The organism is Sphingomonas phyllosphaerae FA2 (assembly GCF_000427645.1).
Lineage (GTDB): Bacteria > Pseudomonadota > Alphaproteobacteria > Sphingomonadales > Sphingomonadaceae > Sphingomonas > Sphingomonas phyllosphaerae.
The window spans coordinates 2,090,586-2,107,356 of the sequence record NZ_KE386571.1 but is presented as its reverse complement, the minus strand read 5'-3'; the positions used below and the strand labels follow the sequence as shown (position 1 = coordinate 2,107,356).

Genomic DNA, 16,771 nt, shown 5'->3' with positions numbered 1-16,771 from the left:
CGCGCGGCAATCGCGCGCGGGACGGCCCGACCTACCGGCTTTCCCGCCGTTCGCGCCTCACCGGGTTAGACAAGGCGCGCCAAGCGCCTATATGAGCGGCGGGGCGGTATAAACGCATCCCGCCGTTCTTCGTTTCCAGGATACACCGACACGATGGCATCCGCAGCCGACCAGATGGCGCAGAGCATCAGCCTCGCGAAGTTTTCGCAGGCTACCGACCTCAAGAAGCGACTGTGGTTTACGATCGGTGCGCTGATCGTTTTCCGTCTGCTCAGCTATGTCCCGCTGCCGGGGATCGACCCGACGCAGCTCGGCGTGCTGGCCGAGCGGATGAAGGGCGGCGTGCTCGACTTCTTCAACACCTTCTCGGGCGGCTCGCTGTCGCGCGCGTCGCTGATCGCGCTGGGCGTGATGCCGTACATCACGGCGTCGATCGTCGTGCAGCTCGCGACCTCGCTGAGTCCGCAGCTCGCCGCGATCAAGAAGGAAGGCGAATCGGGCCGCAAAAAGCTCAACCAGTACACCCGCTACGGCACCGTCGGGCTGACCGCGGTGCAGGGCTATTTCATCGCGCGCGGGCTGGAAGCCGGCGGTGCGGTGATCGAGCCGGGGATGCTGTTCCGCGTCGGGGCGGTGATCTCGCTGATCGGCGGCACGATGTTCCTGATGTGGCTGGGTGAGCAGATCACGAGCCGCGGCATCGGCAACGGCGTCTCGCTGATCATCATGGCCGGCATCGTCGCGCATCTGCCGACGACGTTGCTCAACCTGCTCGAAGGTGGCCGCTCGGGGTCGACCAGCGCGGTGTCGATCATTGCGATCATCGTCGTCGTGATCGGGCTGATCCTGTTGATCTGCTTCATGGAGCGCGCGCAGCGCCGCATCCTGATCCAATATCCCAAGCGCCAGACGCAGCGCGGGATGCAGGCCGACCGCAGCCACTTGCCGCTCAAGATCAACACCGCAGGCGTGATCCCTCCAATCTTCGCTTCGTCGTTGCTGCTGCTGCCGCTGACGATTACGCAGTTCGCGGGCAATCGCGTCGCGGGCGAAAGCCGCTTCGGCGACATCCTGATCGGGCTGAACCAGTATCTCCAGCACGGCTCGCCGATCTACATGCTGCTGTATTCGGCCGGCATCATCTTCTTCTCGTTCTTCTACACCGCGGTGGTCTTCAACCCCGAGGAGACGGCCGAGAATCTGAAGCGCTACGGCGGGTTCATCCCGGGCATCCGCCCCGGCAAGAACACCGAGAGCTATTTCGATTACGTGCTGACCCGCATCACCGTGATCGGCGCGGCGTACCTGACCTTCATCTGCGTGGTGCCGGAATATCTGGTGTCGGCGCTGTCGATCCCCTTCTATCTGGGCGGGACCAGCCTGTTGATCGTCGTCAACGTGACGATGGATACGGTAACGCAGATCCAGTCGCACCTGCTGGCGCACCAGTATGGCGATCTCATCAAGAAGGCGAAGCTGAAGGGCGCGCGCCGCCGCTGAGGCAAGGACGCCCGGCAGGGACGGGCGCAAAGGGGAGAGTTCGGTGAACATCATTCTGCTGGGGCCGCCGGGGGCGGGCAAGGGAACCCAGGCGCAGCGGCTGGTCGAGCATCATGGGATGGTGCAGCTGTCGACCGGCGACATGCTGCGCGCCGCGGTCAAGGCGGGCACGCCGGTCGGGTTGCAGGCCAAGGCGGTGATGGAGGCGGGCGAGCTGGTCAGCGACGCGATCGTCTCCGCGCTGATCGGCGAGCGGCTCGACGCCGGCACCGCCAATGGGGCGATCTTCGACGGTTACCCGCGGACGGCGGCGCAGGCCGATGCGCTCGACCTGCTGCTCGATGAGCGCGGGCAGAAGCTGGACGCGGTGATCGAGCTTGAGGTCAACGAGGATGCGCTGGTCGAGCGGATCGTCGGGCGCTTCACCTGCGGCAACTGCGGCACCGGCTATCACGACCGGTTCAAGCAGCCGAAGGTCGAGGGCACCTGCGACGTGTGCGGCGCGCACGAGTTCAAGCGTCGCCCGGACGACAATGAAGAGACGGTGCGGACGCGGATGGCCGAATATCGCGCCAAGACCGCCCCGATTATCCCGATCTACGAAGCGCGCGGGCTGGTCTCGCGTGTCGACGGCATGGGCGCGATGGACGCGGTCGCCGCGGAGATCGAGTCGATCCTGAAGGTGGCACCCGCGCAATAAGTGACGGAAAATTCATGGTCGTGTAAGGCGATCGTGGGGTGAGGGGATGTAGAGACGATCGGGTCGGCAGCGCGGAAACACGCTGCCCCGTCGCACCTCTCCCCGAGGCGACGGTACTGATCGTCGCCTGAACTCCCGAAGGGCGGCGATGGCCGGCGGAGGTTCCCTGTCCTCCGCCGGCCCTTTCTTTTTCGGCGATGTGGGGTGGTCCTCGCGCGGCATCTGCGACACAAGGCCGCGCATGGATGCGCTCTCCGCCTTCGGCCTGTTCGCGGTCAGCTTCATCCTGGTCTGCTATGCGCTGGAGGCGCGGGCGGCGTATTGGACGCTGCTGTTCGCGATCGGGTGCCTGATGGGCTCGGCCTATGGCTTTCTGCAAGGCGCATGGCCGTTCGGGCTGGTCGAGCTGGCCTGGTTCGTCGTCGCGTTGCGGCGCTGGGGCCAGCTGCGGCGGATCGAGCGGAACCCATCGCTTGACACGACGTTACCGCCCGCCTAACCGCTCTCCCTTCCAATCCACCGATTCCCGGCGGTACGTTCGTGCCTGCCGTTTTCCCGCGTTCGCGGGCAAGGCATCGGGAACCGGCGGGGCGGAGTTGCAATGCGACGAGATGGGATGCGTGGCAGCCATGCCGCACCCCGTGGAGCACAGGAGAAAAGTTTCATGGCACGTATCGCGGGTGTCAATATCCCGACCAACAAGCGCGTTCTGATCGCGCTGACTTACATTCACGGCATCGGTCCGGCCAAGGCGCTGGAAATCACCACGAAGCTGAACATCGCCGCCGATCGTCGCGTGCAGGACCTGAGCGATCAGGAAGTGCTGCAGATCCGCGAGGCGATCGACGCCGACCACACGGTCGAGGGTGATCTGCGTCGCGAGACCGCGATGAACATCAAGCGTCTGATGGACCTGGCCTGCTATCGCGGCCTGCGTCACCGTAAGGGCCTGCCGGTCCGCGGTCAGCGCACGCACACCAACGCGCGTACCCGCAAGGGCAAGGCGAAGCCGATCGCCGGCAAGAAGAAGTAAGCGTCAGCGCTTCTTCCTCTCCGTTGGCCGGTTGCAGGTTCACGCCTCCCGGCCGCGTTGTAAGATAAGGTCAGGAATACCATATGGCACAGGCACCGCAGCGCATTCGTCGGCGCGAGCGCAAGAACATCACCGCAGGCGTCGCGCACGTGAACGCCAGCTTCAACAACACCATGATCACCATCACCGATGCGCAGGGCAATGCGATCAGCTGGTCGTCGGCCGGCATGATGGGGTTCAAGGGCAGCCGCAAGTCGACCCCGTACGCCGCGCAGGTCGCTGCCGAGGACGCGGGCAAGAAGGCCGCCGAGCACGGCGTCCGCACGCTCGAGGTCGAGGTCAAGGGTCCGGGTTCGGGCCGTGAGTCGGCCCTGCGCGCGCTGCAGGCGGTCGGTTTCCAGATCACGTCGATCCGCGACGTGACCTCGATCCCGCACAACGGCGTTCGGCCGTCCAAGCGCCGTCGCGTCTGACGATCACGCTTCGCGTGGCCGCTGACGAGTGGCCACGTTTATTACCCGGCCGTACGCGTCCCCCGCGTCCGGCCCAACCCCAGGGGACGAGAGCTTGTCTGTCAACGCAAAGAACTGGCAAGAACTGAAGAAGCCCAACCAGCTCGAAAAGAAGAGCGGTGACGGCAAGCGCAAGGCGACCTTCATCGCCGAACCGCTGGAGCGCGGCTTCGGCCTGACGCTCGGCAACGCGCTGCGTCGCGTGTTGCTGTCGTCGCTGCAGGGCGCGGCGGTGACCTCGATCAAGATCGAGAACGTGCTGCACGAATTCAGCTCGCTGGCGGGCGTCCGCGAGGACGTGACCGACATCGTGCTGAACGTGAAGCAGATCGCGATCCGCATGCAGGGCGAAGGCCCGAAGCGGCTCCAGCTTTCCGCCACCGGCCCGGCCGAGGTGAAGGCGGGCGACATCGCGGTGTCGGGCGACATCGAGGTGATGAACCCCGAGCTGGTCATCTGCCATCTCGACGAGGGTGCGACGTTCAACATGGAACTGACCGCCGACGTCGGTAAGGGCTATGTCGCGGCGGTGAACAACCGTCCGGCGGATGCGCCGATCGGGCTGATCCCCGTCGATGCGCTCTATTCGCCGGTACGTCAGGTGTCGTACAAGGTCGACCCGACCCGCGTCGGGCAGGACCTGGATTACGACAAGCTGACGCTGACGATCGAGACCGACGGCACGGTCACCCCGGAAGACGCGGTCGGCTATGCCGGTCGGATCCTCCAGGACCAGCTCGCGCTGTTCGTCCACTTCGACGATTCGTCGGTCACGCGGTCGGCGCCGATCGGCGTTGCCGCCCCCGCGGCGACGGGTGGCGAAGCACCGAGCGACACCGCGCAGATCAACCGTTACCTGCTCAAGAAGGTTGACGAGCTGGAACTGTCGGTCCGTTCGGCGAACTGCCTCAAGAACGACAACATCATCTATATCGGCGATCTGGTCGGCAAGACCGAGGCCGAGATGCTGCGCACGCCGAACTTCGGCCGCAAGTCGCTCAACGAGATCAAGGAAGTGCTGTCGTCGATGGGGCTGCGGCTGGGCATGGAAATCCCCGGCTGGCCGCCCGAGAACATCGAGGAAGTCGCCAAGAAGCTCGAGCAGGAAATAATGGGCTGAGCCGAAGCCGCACGCGGATAGCGCGAGCTATCTGCGAGGCGGCGCAGGCCCGGCCGGCGGACGGCCAGCGGCAATGCCGCAGCGCCGTCTGTCCGACGTCACGACGCGGCTTTGCCGCGGGGCGGTTTTGATCGATCGAGATATGGGCCCCTGTCTCCGCAGGGGCGACGGTTCTTTCCGGTGGGCCACCGTCCTCACCTGTCCCGGGGTTCCGTCGAACGGCCCTCTGACGAACGAGAAGGAAGACTATCATGCGCCATCGTGTAGGCGGTCGTAAGCTGCAGCGTACCTCGGCACATCGCATTGCGCTGTTCCGCAACATGTCGGCCGCGCTCATCAAGCATGAGCAGATCACCACCACCGTCGCCAAGGCGAAGGAATTGCGTCCGTACATCGAGAAGCTGGTGACGCTCGGCAAGAAGGGTGGCCTGTCGAACCGCCGTCTGGCGCACGCCCGGCTGCTGGACGACGCGCAGCTGGTCAAGCTGTTCGACGTGCTCGCCAAGCGCTACGCCGATCGCAACGGCGGCTATACCCGCATCATCAAGGCCGGCATCCGCGCGTCGGACGCCTCGCCGATGGCGATCATCGAGTTCGTCGACCGCGACGTCTCGGCCAAGGGCCAGGACTCGGGTCCGGTCATGAACGACGACGAGGATCTCGACGCCGCCGCCTGATTGGGCGACCGCGCTGAAACGAAGAGGCCGCTCCGGCAACGGGGCGGCCTCTTCGTTTGGTGCGAGTTTGCCGGCCCGCCTTCGCCGTCATTCCCGCGAAGGCGGAATCCAGAACCCATGTTGTCTCAATAGGAGCGAGAGATCCGCGTGTCTGCATTCCCGCCTACGCGGGAATGACGGATGAAGTGACAATCCGCCATCCACATCATAAACGGTTCGTATGTTGGTAACGTTGTGGAGAACATGTGTGGGCATTGTGAAAATCGACGACCAGCTCCACGAGGAGGCGCGCCGCGCCAGCACGGTAATGTGCCGCTCGATCAATGCGCAGGCGCAATTCTGGATTAAGATCGGGATGCTCGCCGAGGCGAACCCAACCCTGTCCTTCAACGAGATCGTCGCCCGCGAGCGCGCGGCCGTGCCGATCGCGACTGCCGCATGACCGCGATCCTCAAGACTCCGGACGAGCTGGCGCTGATGCGCGAGTCCGGCCGGCTGCTCGCGCAAGTGTTCGCGATGCTCGATCGCGAGACGCTTGCCGGCCAGTCGACGCTCGCGATCAACGACCGCGTCGAGCGCTACATCGTCGACGAACTACACGCCCGCCCCGCGAGCAAGGGGCAATATGATTTCGCATTCGTCCTCAACAGCTCGATCAATCAGGTCGTCTGTCATGGCGTGCCTAACGAGGACGACGTGATCCGCGACGGCGATATTGTCAATCTCGACATCACGCTGGAAAAGAACGGCTTCATCGCCGACTCCAGCAAGACCTATCTGGTCGGCGAAGTCGCCCCCGCCGCGCGCCGGCTGGTGCGCGTCGCGCAGGAGGCGATGTGGAAGGGGATCGCGCAGGTCCGCGACGGCGCGCGGCTCGGCGATGTCGGCGCGGCGATCGACCGCCATGCCAAGCAGCACGGCTATGCGGTGGTTCGCGACTTCTGCGGCCACGGCATCGGGCGCGAGATGCACGAGGCGCCCGAGGTGCTCAATTACGGCCGCCCCGGCGCCGGCCCGGTATTGCGCGAGGGAATGACCTTCACGGTCGAACCGATGGTCAATCAGGGCACGCGCAAGGTCGCCACCCGCGACGATGGCTGGACGGTCGTCACCGGCGACGGCAAGCTTTCCGCGCAATTCGAGCATACGGTGGCGGTGACCGCGACCGGTGTCGAGGTTCTGACGCTGCGCGAAGGGGAGGTGGTGCCCAAAGGCGTTCGCGGCTGACCGTTGTCGTCGCCCGGACTTCGATCCGGGGCCGCGCTTCTTCCGTGCCACCGAAGAAAGAAGCGAGATCCCGGATCAAGTCCGGGATGACGGGTGAGCGGCTAACGCTAGGTCACCCCCTCTTTCCCCCCGCGCGCCATCCCGCTACAGGCCCGCCATGGAGCATCCCGACAACATCCTCATCGTCGATTTCGGCAGCCAGGTGACCCAGCTGATCGCGCGTCGCGTGCGCGAGGCGGGGGTCTATAGCGAGGTCGCGCCCTTCCAGTCCGCCGCCGAGGCGTTCGCGCGGCTGAAGCCGAAGGGCGTGATCCTGTCGGGCGGCCCCGCCTCGGTGGTCGACGACAACAGCCCGCGCGCGCCGCAGGAAATCTTCGACGCCGGCGTTCCCGTGCTCGGTATCTGCTACGGCCAGCAGGTGATGAACACCCAGCTCGGCGGGCGCGTCGAGAAGGGCATGTCGGGCGAATTCGGGCTGGCGTTCGTGCAGGTCGACCAGACCTGCGCCTTGTTCGACGGGCTGTGGCAGGCGGGCGAGAAGCATCAGGTGTGGATGAGCCACGGCGACCATGTCGCGGCGCTCGCCCCCGGCTTCGCCCCCGTCGCCTCCTCGCCGGGCGCGCCGTTCGCGATCACCGCCGACGAGGCGCGGCACTATTACGGCATGCAGTTCCACCCCGAGGTCGTCCACACGCCCGACGGCGCGAAGCTGATCGCCAATTTCGCGCGACACGTCTGCGGACTGGCGGGCGACTGGACGATGGCCGAGTTCCGCAGCGTCAAGATCGCCGAAATCCGCGCACAGGTCGGCGACAGACGCGTGATCTGCGGCCTGTCGGGCGGGGTCGACTCGGCGGTCGCCGCAGTGCTGATCCACGAGGCGATTGGCGAGCAGCTGACCTGCGTGTTCGTCGACGGCGGCATCCTGCGCGAGGGCGAGGCCGAGCAGGTCGTCGGGCTGTTCCGCGGTGCCTACAACATCCCGCTGGTGCACGTGCAGGCGCAGGACCTGTTCATGGATGGGCTGGCCGGCGTCACCGACCCGGAGGCGAAGCGCAAGTTCATCGGCAAGACCTTCATCGACGTCTTCGAGACCGAGGCGAAGAAGATCGGCGGCGCGGACTTTCTCGCGCAGGGCACGCTCTACCCGGACGTGATCGAGAGCGTCAGCTTCACCGGCGGTCCGTCGGTGACGATCAAGAGCCACCACAATGTCGGCGGGCTGCCCGAGCGGATGAACATGAAGCTCGTCGAGCCGCTGCGCGAATTGTTCAAGGACGAGGTTCGCGCGCTCGGCCGTGAGCTGGGGCTGCCCGAGGTGTTCGTCAGCCGGCATCCGTTCCCGGGCCCGGGGCTCGCGATCCGCATTCCCGGCGAGGTGACGCGCGAGCGCTGCGACATCCTGCGCAAGGCCGATGCGATCTATCTCGAGGAAATCCGCAACGCCGGGCTGTACGACACGATCTGGCAGGCTTTCGCGGTGCTGCTGCCGGTTCGCTCGGTCGGAGTGATGGGCGACGGGCGGACCTATGACAGCGTGCTGGCGCTGCGCGCGGTGACGTCGGTCGACGGCATGACCGCCGAGGCCTTCGAGTTCCCGGGCAGCTTCCTGCCGCGCGTGGCGACGCGGATCATCAACGAGGTGAAGGGCGTCAACCGCGTCACCTACGATTACACCTCCAAGCCGCCCGGCACGATCGAGTGGGAATGATGACGACTCATGACCATGCGGGGCATGGTCGTGGCGTCATCATTCGGCGACGAGCCGGTTCGTCATTGCGAGCGTAGCGAAGCAATCCAGGGCGTCTTGATCCGGCTCTGGATTGCTTCGCTCCGCTCGCAATGACGTCATGGTGGTCGCCGCCTTGCGATCGTGCCAAAGTCGCCGCGACCACGAAAGACTGACCGATGATTGCTGCAATGCTGCTCTTCGCACTACAGGCCGCGCCGCCGCAACAGCTCCCCGGCAAGCCACCATTCCGCGGGGAGGGGCAGATGCGCATGTTCGACATGATCTGCGGCCGCATCTTCCCCGATGATGCACGGGTTGCCGCAGGCATGGCCAGGATCCCCGGCGCGCGGCCGCTGACGCCCGAGCAGCTCCGCACCTATCTCAAGGACGATCCCGGCCGCGGCTGGATCATGCCGGCGGGCGCTAGTCAGATCGTCGTGACGATCGAGGCGCCGCCGATCCATTCCTGCACGGTCCGCATCAACAACACCGACGGCGCGATCGACGAGGGCAAGTGGCAGCAAATGCTGACCGCGGCGCAGGCGCGCAGCGGCGGAGGCTTCGTCACGCTGCCGCCGCAAACGTTCGAAACCGGCGGCGTCCGCTCGCAGGTCGGCGGCGTCCAGAAGCAGGGCGCAGGCGGCGCGGCCGAAGCGATCTACCTGATCCGCAGCACGCCGAAGCAACCCGGCTTCGCGACCGAGATTCGCATGGTGCGTCAGCTCGTGACGCCGCAACGGCGATAGATGCCCGTCACGCGCGCTTCCCGCTTCACGGCTTATCGTGGCAGGCCATCGCGCTATCATCAAGGCATCAGGATGGCACCGTCTTGGCTCCCGCTCGCGTCATTGTGCAGCCTGACCCTCGGTTGTGCGACTCCGGCAGCCAGCACCCGGTTCGATGTCGCGCTGCGCGAGACGGACGGAACGTGCATCACCACGTTCGAGGGGCGTGACCTCACCAACGCCGAACTGCTGGAGATTGCCCGCGCGAAGGCCCAGAAAACGCGTGAGGCGCAGGTTGCCACGAAGGCGGCCGACGCGCCGTGGCGGTGCGTCGCCGGCCTGATCTATACGTTGCAGATGGCCGGGTTCGGCAAGGTCAACTTCGCCGCGCTCTCGTCATCGCGTCGCTGACCGGCTATCCCCCTCAACCAACCAAGCGGATTTCGAATGACTGCCACCCTCTACGGGATCCCCAATTGCGACACCGTCAAGAAGGCGCGGACGTGGCTGACCGACCACGACGTCGCGCATACGTTTCACGACTATAAGAAAGTCGGCGTTGACGCGCAGGCGCTCGACGCATGGATCGCGCAGGTCGGCTGGGAGCCGCTGCTCAACCGCGCCGGCACCACTTTCCGCAAGCTGCCCGACACCGACAAGGCCGACATCGACGCCGCGAAGGCGCGCGCGCTGATGATCGCGCACCCGTCCACGATCAAGCGCCCGGTGCTGGTCGACGGCGACCGTATCGAGGTGGGGTTCAAGCCGGAACGCTACGCCGCGCTGTTCGCCTGACCCGCTTCGCCGTTGACCGGGCGCGCGCGGAAACCTAGGAAATCCGCCCGTGCCCCCGTAGCTCAGCAGGATAGAGCGACGGTTTCCTAAACCGCAGGCCGTGAGTTCGAATCTCGCCGGGGGCACCACACCTGCGACGGAGCAAGACGTGGCGCGTGCGCTCGGCCTCGATTTCGGCACCACCAACACCGTCGTCGCGCTCGCGGACGAAAATGACGCGCGGCTCGTCGAGTTCACCGGCAAGGAAGCGACCGGCGCGGTGTTCCGCTCGGCGCTGTGCTTCTGGGAAGACGAGCAGGGCTGGAATGGCGTCGCCAGCGAGGCAGGGCCGTGGGCGATCGCCGAATATCTCGAGGCGCCGCTCGACAGCCGTTTCGTCCAGTCGTTCAAGACCGTCGCGGCCAGCCCGTTGTTCGAGCGGACGACGATCTTCAACCGCCAGATGCGTTTCGAGGATCTCGGGCGGCTCCTGCTCCAGAAGCTGGTGCGCCATGCCGGCGGACAGCTCGACGATCGCCCCGCGCGCGTGATCGTCGGGCGGCCGGTCGAATATGCCGGCGCGCGCCCCGACGAGGCGCTGGCGAGGACCCGCTACGACCTGATGCTGCGCGAGTTCGGTGCCGAGGTCCATTATGTCTACGAACCGCTCGGCGCGGCGCACAGTTTCGCGGCGCGGCTGACCGAGCCCGCGACGATCCTCGTCGCCGATTTCGGCGGCGGGACGACCGACTTCTCGCTGGTGCGCGTCGCTGCGCCGGGGGCCGAGCGTCGCTGCGTTCCGCTCGCCTCGACCGGCGTCGGGATCGCCGGCGACCGCTTCGACCAACGGATCGTGTCGCAACTGGTGCTGCCGCTGCTTGGGAAGGGCGGGCAATATCGCTCGTTCGGCAAGGTGCTCGACATCCCCGGCGGCTTCTTCAACGACGTGGCGGACTGGTCCCGGCTGGCGATGATGCGCAACCGCCGCACGCTCGAGGAATTGCGAAAGCTGCAACGCGACGCGCTCGATCCCGAGGCGATCGGGCGGATGATCGCCTTGGTCGAGGAGGAGCAGGGCTTTCCGCTCTACGACGCGGTCGGCCGGCTCAAGCGCGCGTTGTCGAGCGCCGACCATGCCGAATTCGCGTTCGAGGGCGGAGGCATCCGCATCGCCGCCGACGTGACGCGCGCCGATTTCGAGCGCTGGATCGCCGACGATCTCGTGCGGATCGAGGCGGCGCTCGACGCCGCCTTGACGCGCGGCGGGGTGGAGGCGGGCGCGATCGACCGCGTGTTCCTGACCGGTGGCTCGTCGCTGATCCCCGCGATCCGCGCGATCTTCGACCGCCGTTTCGGCGCGGAGCGGATCGCGACCGGCGGCGAGCTGACTTCGATCGCGCACGGCCTCGCGCTGATCGGTGCGGAGCCCGACATCACGCCGTGGGAAGCGTAAGCCGCACCGACGCGTCGGCGAAGTCGTCGTCGAGTACCTGCGCGATCGGTCGCTCGATGCCGCGCGTCAGCGCCGCCGGCACCTCGACCGCGAAGCCGCGCGCGACCAGCCCGGCAATCGCCCAGCGCACGCAATAATCCGCCGCCACGCCGACCACCGTCACCGTCTCGACGCCCGCGGCGCGTTGCTGTGCGAAGAAGGCCTCGCGGTCGATCGTTGTCCCGTCCGCGATGCGCTCCACCAACAGGCCGGGTTCGCTCCACATGTCGAACACGCCCTTCTCCAGCCGCCATGTCGGAATCGCCGCGTCGACCACCACAGGATCGAGCACGTTCGCCCACCCGCCCGTGTCGCGCAGGCAGTGCGGCGGGAACAGCGCCGCTTCCGGCGACAGCGGGTAGAGCGCGGCATCGTGCGTATCGAACGTAAACAACACGCCCGCCACATCCTCCGCCCGCAACCCGCGCAGATAGTCGGTCAGCGGAGCGATCAGCGTCTCCGCTTCGTTCACCGCCAAGGCGCCATCGGCGTTCATGAAGTCCGCCTGCGTATCGATCACCAGCACCAGCCGCTTCATCATTCTTCCTCAGACCTGCAATGATTGACATAGATGCGACGCGCGCATAAGTAAAGTGCATGGAGCATATAAGCATCGGTGACGACATTGATGGCTACGACCCCGCGGCGTACGATCGTCCGTCGGTGACGGTCGACCTGGTGCTGCTTGCGTCGATCGAGCGACAATTACATGCGCTGCTCCTGCGACGTGACCAGTCGCCACAGGCCGGATGCTGGGCGCTGCCCGGCGGCTTCGTCGCGATCGACGAAAGCCTCGACGCCGCCGCCGCGCGCGTGCTGCGCGACAAGGTAGGGATGGAGCGCGCGCATCTCGAACAGCTCTACACGTTCGGCGCAATCGATCGCGATCCGCGGATGCGGATCGTCACCGTCGCCTATCTCGCGCTGCTTCGTCCGGAGCAAATGGCGCGGGCCGAGCGTGCCGGGCGCGTCACCGCGGCAACGCTGGTCGGCGATCCGCTCCGCGCGTGTAACGGGGAAGGCACGGACCTGTCGCTCGCCTTCGATCACCGCGCGATCCTGAGCGTCGCGCGTGAGCGACTGCGCGGCAAGATCGACTATTCCGATCTCGCCTTCGCCTTCCTGCCCGAGCGCTTCACGCTGCGCGCGTTGCAGGACGTGCACGAGGCGGTGCTGGGCACGACGCTCAACAAGCCCGCCTTCCGCCGCAAGATGCTCGATCGCGGCCAATTGGTCGCCACCGGCGATCGCGAGGCCGATGCCTCGCATCGCCCCGCCGAACTGTTCCGCGTCCGCGACGCAGCCGTCTGAATCCCGGAGAATGGCAATGGTCTATACCGATATCGCGACGCGTACCTGGGATCATAACTGGCGGCTCGATCCGATCGTGCGCAGCCTGCTCGATACCGACTTCTACAAGCTGTTGATGCTCCAGCTGATCTGGCGGCGGCATCGCGACACCCATGCCACCTTCGCACTCATTAATCGCACGCACAGCGTCCGGCTCGCCGAGGTGATCGACGCGGGCGAGTTGCGCGCGCAGCTCGATCACGCGCGGGGGCTGCGCTTTACCAAGAAGGAGCTGATCTGGCTGGCCGGCAACAGCTTCTATGGCGAGGCGCGGATGTTCGCGCCCGATTTCCTCGCGTGGCTGGCCGACTTCCGCCTGCCCGACTACGAGTTGCGCACCGTCGACGGCCAGTTCGAGCTGCACTTCGACGGCCCGTGGATGTGCACGACGATGTGGGAAATCCCTGCGCTCGCGATCGTCAATGAACTGCGCGCGCGGGCGGCGCTGCGCGGCAAGGGGCGTTTCACGCTCGACGTCCTTTATGCGCGCGCCAAGGCCAAATTGTGGGGGAAGGTCGAGCGGTTGCAGGAACTGCCCGACCTCGCGCTGTCGGACTTCGGCACGCGCCGCCGGCATGGCTTCCTGTGGCAGCGCTGGTGCGTCGAGGCGCTCAAGGAAGGGTTGGGGAAGCGCTTCATCGGCACGTCGAACGTGCTGCTCGCGATGGACCACGATCTGGAGGCGATCGGGACCAATGCGCACGAACTGCCGATGGTCGCCGCCGCGCTCGCGCCCGACGATGCCGCGCTCGCGCAGGCGCCGTATCAGGTGCTCGACGAATGGCGGCAGGCCTATGGCGGCAACCTCCTGATCGCGCTGCCCGATGCGTTCGGCACCGCCGCCTTCCTGCGCGACGCGCCCGACTGGGTGGCGGACTGGACCGGCTTCCGCCCCGACAGCGCTCCGCCGATCGAGGCCGGCGAGCGGATCATCGCCTGGTGGCAGGCGCATGGCCGCGACCCGCGCGAGAAATTGCTGATCTTCTCCGACGGAATGGACACCGACTCGATCGAGCGTACCTATTGCCATTTCCACGGCCGGGTGCGGATGAGCTTCGGCTGGGGCACCAACCTCACCAACGATTTCCGCGGCTGCGATCCCGATGGCGCGACCGGGCTGGAGCCGATCTCGCTGGTGTGCAAGGTGGTGAGCGCCGATGGGCGCCCGGCGGTCAAACTGTCCGACAATCCCGCCAAGGCGACGGGCGCACCGGAGGAAATCGCCCGCTATCTCCGTGTGTTCGGTGACGAGGCGCGCGCGGCAGTGCCGGTAGCGGTGTAAAGGCGTCCACACCGTCATTGCGAGCGTAGCGAAGCAATCCAGGGCGTCCTGATCCGGCCCTGGATTGCTTCGCTACGCTCGCAATGATGGCTGGACGACCCGCGAACGGTCGATTGCTGGCGAGCCAAAGAAAAAAACGCGCCGCCGGGTCTGGGCGGCGGCGCGCCGGGTCAGTCGAAAAGCTTCAAGCCTTGACGTGCTGCGAGATATACTTGTTCATCTCGAACATCGTGCACTTGTCCTTGCCGAATACCTTCTTCAGCTTGTCGTCGGCCAGGATCTCGCGCTTGTTCTCCGGGTTCTGCAGGTTGTTCGACTTGATATAGTCCCACACCTTGCTGATGACCTGGCTGCGCGGCAGCTTCTCGTTGCCGACGACCGCGCCCAGCTCAGCCGAGGGCTGAACGGGAGCGTGAATGCCGCCGGTCTTGGGGGTGGTAGTCATTGTAATCCTTCCCTTTGCGCCGGCCCGCCCGGGCCGCGCACAGAATCACGCCTTTTTCAGCGCAGCGGGCTTGTGCGCTGCCTTTCCGCCGTTGTCACTCTCCACCAGATACTGCGGGTCGTCCTTCGACGCCTTGACCTTGTGGCCCTTGATCGAGGTTTCGGACGTCAGCTTCTTCTCGACCGTGCCATGCGCGGTGCCGCCGTGCGACTTCCAGGTCACCTCGTCGCCCTTCTTCAGATTGTCCGCCATCGTCCGTCTCCTTCGTTGCGGAGGATGCAACCCACGGAGGACATGACAGGTTGCGCTGGATCAATTCGTGCTACAGCCGGCGTCGATACGAACGAGGACATGATGAACGACAAGGGTCAGGCGACGCCCGACGACGGCGATCTGGTGGCGGAAGACGGCAAGATCGCGGTGCCCGATCACGTCGCCGAGGCGGTGCGGACGTTGCTGCGCTGGGCCGGCGACGATCCCACCCGCGAGGGGCTGGTCGACACGCCGAAGCGCGTGGCGCGGGCGTGGAAGGAATATTGCGCCGGCTATGGCGAGGATCCGGGCGTGCATCTGTCGCGCGTGTTCGAGGAGGTCGGCGGCTATGACGAGATTGTGCTTCTAAAGGACATTCCGTTCCAGTCGCATTGCGAACATCACATGGCGCCGATCATCGGCAAGGCGCATATCGCGTACCTGCCGCGCAACCATGTCGTCGGCATCTCGAAGCTGGCGCGCGTGCTGCACGGTTATGCGCGGCGGTTGCAGGTGCAGGAGCGGCTGACCGCCGAGGTCGCCGATTGCATCTGGAACGGGCTCAAGCCGCTGGGTGTCGCGGTGGTGATCGAGGCGAGCCACGCGTGCATGACCGCGCGCGGCGTCCGCACCTCCGGCGTCAATATGGTGACCAGCCGGATGATGGGCGTGTTCCGCGACGACGACCGCAGCCGCAAGGAAGTGCTGTCGCTGATGGGGCTGGCCTGACCGCGATGCGGGTGCTGGTGACCGGCGGCGCGAAGCGGCTCGGCGCGGCGATCGCGCGCGCGGTGGCGGCAGCCGGGCATGAGCCGGTGATCCACTACGGCACCTCGCAGGCGGAAGCCGAGGCGCTCGCGACCGAGCTGGGCGGAGCGGCGGTGCAGGGCGATCTGGCGGATCTCGCCGACATTCCCACGCTCTTCGCCCGCGCATGTGAGGGCGGTCCGGTCGACGGGCTCGTCAACAGCGCCTCGCTGTTCGAGTTCGACGCCCCCGCCGCGCCCGACGCGGCGCTTGCCGCGCGGCTCCACGCGGTCAACGTCGTCGCGCCGTCGCTGCTCGCCGCCGCGCTGGCGGGGCAGGGGCGGGAGGGCGCGGTCGTCAACCTGCTCGACCAGAAGCTCGCCAACCCCAATCCCGATTTCTACAGCTACACGCTGACCAAGGCCGCGCTGGCGCAGTCGACCGTGCTGATGGCACAAGCCTATGCGCCGCGCGTCCGCGTCAACGCCGTGTCACCCGGACTGACGCTGCCGAGCGGCGACCAGACCGATGCCGATTTCGACGCGGTCGCGCGCGCCAATCTGTTGCAGCACCCGGTCGGCGCAGAGGCAGTCGGGGAGGCGGTGGTGTGGCTGCTGGAGGCGCGCAGCGTCACCGGACAGAACGTTTTCGTCGACTGCGGCCAGCGCTTCGTGAAGAGCGCGCGCGACGTGATGTTCGGGACCGATCATGGCTGATTATGCGATCATCCTCGACGATCTTGCGGTGCAGATGCGGCTCGGCATCCACCCGCACGAAGCCGCGCCGCAGCGCGTGCTGGTGTCGGTGCGGCTGACGGTCGATTACCCGCGGACACCGGATGCCGACACGATCGCGGAGGTGCTCGATTACGACACGATCCGCGACGGCATCCACGTGCTGGCGGCGGGCGATGGCTTTGCGTTGCAGGAGACGCTGGTCGAGCGCATTGCCGCCTTCTGCCTCGCCGACCCGCGCGTCCGTAAGGTTCGCGTCCGCTCGATGAAGCCGGATGTCTTCCCCGATGCCCGCGTCGGCTGCGAGATCGTGCGCGGGCGGTAATTATCGTCATTCCCGCGAAGGCGGGAATCCAGAACCTCTGACGTCTCGACTCTTTCGATGGGCCTGCGCGTCTGGATTCCCGCCTGCGCGGGAATGACGGGGTGGCGCTCTGTCCTACACCGCTTCGTTCCTGATACGTTCTCC

Annotated in this window: 22 protein-coding genes and 1 tRNA gene; 20 read left to right on the top strand and 3 right to left on the bottom strand. The window is 66.3% G+C overall.

The window, feature by feature from the left end; all coding sequences use genetic code 11:
- Window positions 1-153: 153 nt before the first annotated feature.
- The 15 genes from secY to SPHPH_RS0110115 all read left to right on the top strand — a co-directional run bounded on the left by secY (window position 154) and on the right by SPHPH_RS0110115 (window position 11,453).
- The gene (secY, locus tag SPHPH_RS0110185) at window positions 154-1,500 is read left to right on the top strand and encodes a preprotein translocase subunit SecY (protein WP_028966604.1); all 1,347 of its coding nucleotides are present in this window, start codon (window positions 154-156) and stop codon (window positions 1,498-1,500) included.
- A gap of 43 nt (window positions 1,501-1,543) precedes the next feature.
- Window positions 1,544-2,200, top strand: a complete 657-nt coding sequence (locus SPHPH_RS0110180; RefSeq protein WP_028966603.1) for an adenylate kinase — start codon at window positions 1,544-1,546, stop codon at window positions 2,198-2,200.
- Window positions 2,201-2,441: 241 nt separating this feature from the next.
- Complete coding sequence (locus SPHPH_RS0110175) at window positions 2,442-2,699, top strand: hypothetical protein (protein ID WP_028966602.1); 258 nt, start codon at window positions 2,442-2,444, stop codon at window positions 2,697-2,699.
- Between the two features lie 165 nt (window positions 2,700-2,864).
- Window positions 2,865-3,233 (top strand): 30S ribosomal protein S13, encoded by a 369-nt coding sequence (rpsM, locus tag SPHPH_RS0110170; protein ID WP_022687043.1) that lies wholly within the window; start codon window positions 2,865-2,867, stop codon window positions 3,231-3,233.
- Window positions 3,234-3,316: 83 nt separating this feature from the next.
- Complete coding sequence (rpsK, locus tag SPHPH_RS0110165) at window positions 3,317-3,706, top strand: 30S ribosomal protein S11 (RefSeq protein ID WP_019516037.1); 390 nt, start codon at window positions 3,317-3,319, stop codon at window positions 3,704-3,706.
- Between the two features lie 94 nt (window positions 3,707-3,800).
- Window positions 3,801-4,865: a DNA-directed RNA polymerase subunit alpha gene (locus SPHPH_RS0110160; RefSeq protein ID WP_022687041.1), complete on the top strand. Its 1,065-nt coding sequence runs from the start codon at window positions 3,801-3,803 to the stop codon at window positions 4,863-4,865.
- 251 nt (window positions 4,866-5,116) lie between these two features.
- Complete coding sequence (rplQ, locus tag SPHPH_RS0110155; RefSeq protein ID WP_028966601.1) at window positions 5,117-5,542, top strand: 50S ribosomal protein L17; 426 nt, start codon at window positions 5,117-5,119, stop codon at window positions 5,540-5,542.
- Window positions 5,543-5,789: 247 nt separating this feature from the next.
- Window positions 5,790-5,984, top strand: coding sequence for a ParD-like family protein (locus SPHPH_RS0110150; RefSeq protein ID WP_028966600.1), 195 nt, complete (start codon window positions 5,790-5,792; stop codon window positions 5,982-5,984).
- Between the two features lie 5 nt (window positions 5,985-5,989).
- Window positions 5,990-6,769 (top strand): type I methionyl aminopeptidase, encoded by a 780-nt coding sequence (gene map / locus SPHPH_RS0110145; protein ID WP_028966599.1) that lies wholly within the window; start codon window positions 5,990-5,992, stop codon window positions 6,767-6,769.
- A gap of 157 nt (window positions 6,770-6,926) precedes the next feature.
- Window positions 6,927-8,480 carry a glutamine-hydrolyzing GMP synthase gene (gene guaA / locus SPHPH_RS0110140; protein WP_028966598.1) on the top strand — a complete coding sequence of 518 codons (1,554 nt, stop codon included), beginning with the start codon at window positions 6,927-6,929 and terminating at the stop codon, window positions 8,478-8,480.
- Between the two features lie 197 nt (window positions 8,481-8,677).
- Window positions 8,678-9,247, top strand: a complete 570-nt coding sequence (locus SPHPH_RS0110135) for an NMCC_0638 family (lipo)protein (RefSeq protein WP_156025967.1) — start codon at window positions 8,678-8,680, stop codon at window positions 9,245-9,247.
- 72 nt (window positions 9,248-9,319) lie between these two features.
- Complete coding sequence (locus SPHPH_RS0110130) at window positions 9,320-9,637, top strand: ExbD/TolR family protein (RefSeq protein WP_028966596.1); 318 nt, start codon at window positions 9,320-9,322, stop codon at window positions 9,635-9,637.
- A 36-nt stretch (window positions 9,638-9,673) separates the two neighbouring features.
- Window positions 9,674-10,021, top strand: a complete 348-nt coding sequence (locus tag SPHPH_RS0110125) for an ArsC family reductase (RefSeq protein WP_028966595.1) — start codon at window positions 9,674-9,676, stop codon at window positions 10,019-10,021.
- Between the two features lie 51 nt (window positions 10,022-10,072).
- Window positions 10,073-10,149, top strand: a tRNA-Arg gene (locus tag SPHPH_RS0110120).
- Between the two features lie 20 nt (window positions 10,150-10,169).
- Window positions 10,170-11,453 (top strand): Hsp70 family protein, encoded by a 1,284-nt coding sequence (locus tag SPHPH_RS0110115; RefSeq protein ID WP_028966594.1) that lies wholly within the window; start codon window positions 10,170-10,172, stop codon window positions 11,451-11,453.
- Here the strand turns inward: SPHPH_RS0110115 and SPHPH_RS0110110 are convergent.
- A complete protein-coding gene (locus SPHPH_RS0110110; protein WP_028966593.1) occupies window positions 11,434-12,030 on the bottom strand; it encodes a cysteine hydrolase family protein in 597 nt (198 codons plus the stop codon). The genes SPHPH_RS0110115 and SPHPH_RS0110110 overlap by 20 nt on opposite strands.
- A gap of 59 nt (window positions 12,031-12,089) precedes the next feature.
- On the opposite strand from SPHPH_RS0110110, the gene SPHPH_RS0110105 reads away from it, so the two are divergent.
- Window positions 12,090-12,803, top strand: coding sequence for an NUDIX hydrolase (locus SPHPH_RS0110105; RefSeq protein ID WP_156025965.1), 714 nt, complete (start codon window positions 12,090-12,092; stop codon window positions 12,801-12,803).
- Window positions 12,804-12,819: 16 nt separating this feature from the next.
- On the top strand, window positions 12,820-14,124 hold the full coding sequence (pncB, locus tag SPHPH_RS0110100) for a nicotinate phosphoribosyltransferase (protein WP_028966591.1): 1,305 nt from the start codon (window positions 12,820-12,822) through the stop codon (window positions 14,122-14,124).
- A gap of 184 nt (window positions 14,125-14,308) precedes the next feature.
- On the opposite strand, the gene SPHPH_RS0110095 is transcribed toward pncB, so the two are convergent.
- Both SPHPH_RS0110095 and SPHPH_RS0110090 read right to left on the bottom strand, forming a co-directional pair.
- Entirely contained in the window at window positions 14,309-14,569 is a 261-nt protein-coding gene (locus SPHPH_RS0110095) for an SWIB/MDM2 domain-containing protein (RefSeq protein ID WP_028966590.1), read from the bottom strand.
- A gap of 45 nt (window positions 14,570-14,614) precedes the next feature.
- Entirely contained in the window at window positions 14,615-14,821 is a 207-nt protein-coding gene (locus SPHPH_RS0110090) for a hypervirulence associated TUDOR domain-containing protein (protein ID WP_028966589.1), read from the bottom strand.
- Window positions 14,822-14,923: 102 nt separating this feature from the next.
- Between SPHPH_RS0110090 and folE the strand changes: the two genes are divergently transcribed.
- The 3 genes from folE to SPHPH_RS0110075 are packed head-to-tail and all read left to right on the top strand — an operon-like array spanning window position 14,924 to window position 16,627.
- Window positions 14,924-15,550 carry a GTP cyclohydrolase I FolE gene (folE, locus tag SPHPH_RS0110085; protein ID WP_028966588.1) on the top strand — a complete coding sequence of 209 codons (627 nt, stop codon included), beginning with the start codon at window positions 14,924-14,926 and terminating at the stop codon, window positions 15,548-15,550.
- A 5-nt stretch (window positions 15,551-15,555) separates the two neighbouring features.
- Window positions 15,556-16,284 (top strand): SDR family oxidoreductase, encoded by a 729-nt coding sequence (locus SPHPH_RS0110080; protein WP_037488409.1) that lies wholly within the window; start codon window positions 15,556-15,558, stop codon window positions 16,282-16,284.
- Entirely contained in the window at window positions 16,277-16,627 is a 351-nt protein-coding gene (locus tag SPHPH_RS0110075; protein ID WP_028966586.1) for a dihydroneopterin aldolase, read from the top strand. The genes SPHPH_RS0110080 and SPHPH_RS0110075 overlap by 8 nt, the downstream gene beginning before the upstream one ends.
- Window positions 16,628-16,771 lie beyond the last annotated feature (144 nt).

What these genes read in the sequence shown, in the direction of transcription:
- rpsK (WP_019516037.1), top strand. Translation starts at nt 3,317, where the DNA reads ATGGCACAGGCACCGCAGCGCATTCGTCGGCGCGAGCGCAAGAACATC.
- SPHPH_RS0110075 (WP_028966586.1), top strand. Translation starts at nt 16,277, where the DNA reads ATGGCTGATTATGCGATCATCCTCGACGATCTTGCGGTGCAGATGCGG.
- SPHPH_RS0110090 (WP_028966589.1), bottom strand. Translation starts at nt 14,821, where the DNA reads ATGGCGGACAATCTGAAGAAGGGCGACGAGGTGACCTGGAAGTCGCAC.
- SPHPH_RS0110105 (WP_156025965.1), top strand. Translation starts at nt 12,090, where the DNA reads ATGGAGCATATAAGCATCGGTGACGACATTGATGGCTACGACCCCGCG.
- SPHPH_RS0110130 (WP_028966596.1), top strand. Translation starts at nt 9,320, where the DNA reads ATGGCACCGTCTTGGCTCCCGCTCGCGTCATTGTGCAGCCTGACCCTC.
- SPHPH_RS0110095 (WP_028966590.1), bottom strand. Translation starts at nt 14,569, where the DNA reads ATGACTACCACCCCCAAGACCGGCGGCATTCACGCTCCCGTTCAGCCC.
- secY (WP_028966604.1), top strand. Translation starts at nt 154, where the DNA reads ATGGCATCCGCAGCCGACCAGATGGCGCAGAGCATCAGCCTCGCGAAG.
- folE (WP_028966588.1), top strand. Translation starts at nt 14,924, where the DNA reads ATGAACGACAAGGGTCAGGCGACGCCCGACGACGGCGATCTGGTGGCG.
- SPHPH_RS0110125 (WP_028966595.1), top strand. Translation starts at nt 9,674, where the DNA reads ATGACTGCCACCCTCTACGGGATCCCCAATTGCGACACCGTCAAGAAG.
- SPHPH_RS0110175 (WP_028966602.1), top strand. Translation starts at nt 2,442, where the DNA reads ATGGATGCGCTCTCCGCCTTCGGCCTGTTCGCGGTCAGCTTCATCCTG.
- SPHPH_RS0110135 (WP_156025967.1), top strand. Translation starts at nt 8,678, where the DNA reads ATGATTGCTGCAATGCTGCTCTTCGCACTACAGGCCGCGCCGCCGCAA.
- rpsM (WP_022687043.1), top strand. Translation starts at nt 2,865, where the DNA reads ATGGCACGTATCGCGGGTGTCAATATCCCGACCAACAAGCGCGTTCTG.
- pncB (WP_028966591.1), top strand. Translation starts at nt 12,820, where the DNA reads ATGGTCTATACCGATATCGCGACGCGTACCTGGGATCATAACTGGCGG.
- rplQ (WP_028966601.1), top strand. Translation starts at nt 5,117, where the DNA reads ATGCGCCATCGTGTAGGCGGTCGTAAGCTGCAGCGTACCTCGGCACAT.
- SPHPH_RS0110080 (WP_037488409.1), top strand. Translation starts at nt 15,556, where the DNA reads ATGCGGGTGCTGGTGACCGGCGGCGCGAAGCGGCTCGGCGCGGCGATC.
- guaA (WP_028966598.1), top strand. Translation starts at nt 6,927, where the DNA reads ATGGAGCATCCCGACAACATCCTCATCGTCGATTTCGGCAGCCAGGTG.
- SPHPH_RS0110110 (WP_028966593.1), bottom strand. Translation starts at nt 12,030, where the DNA reads ATGAAGCGGCTGGTGCTGGTGATCGATACGCAGGCGGACTTCATGAAC.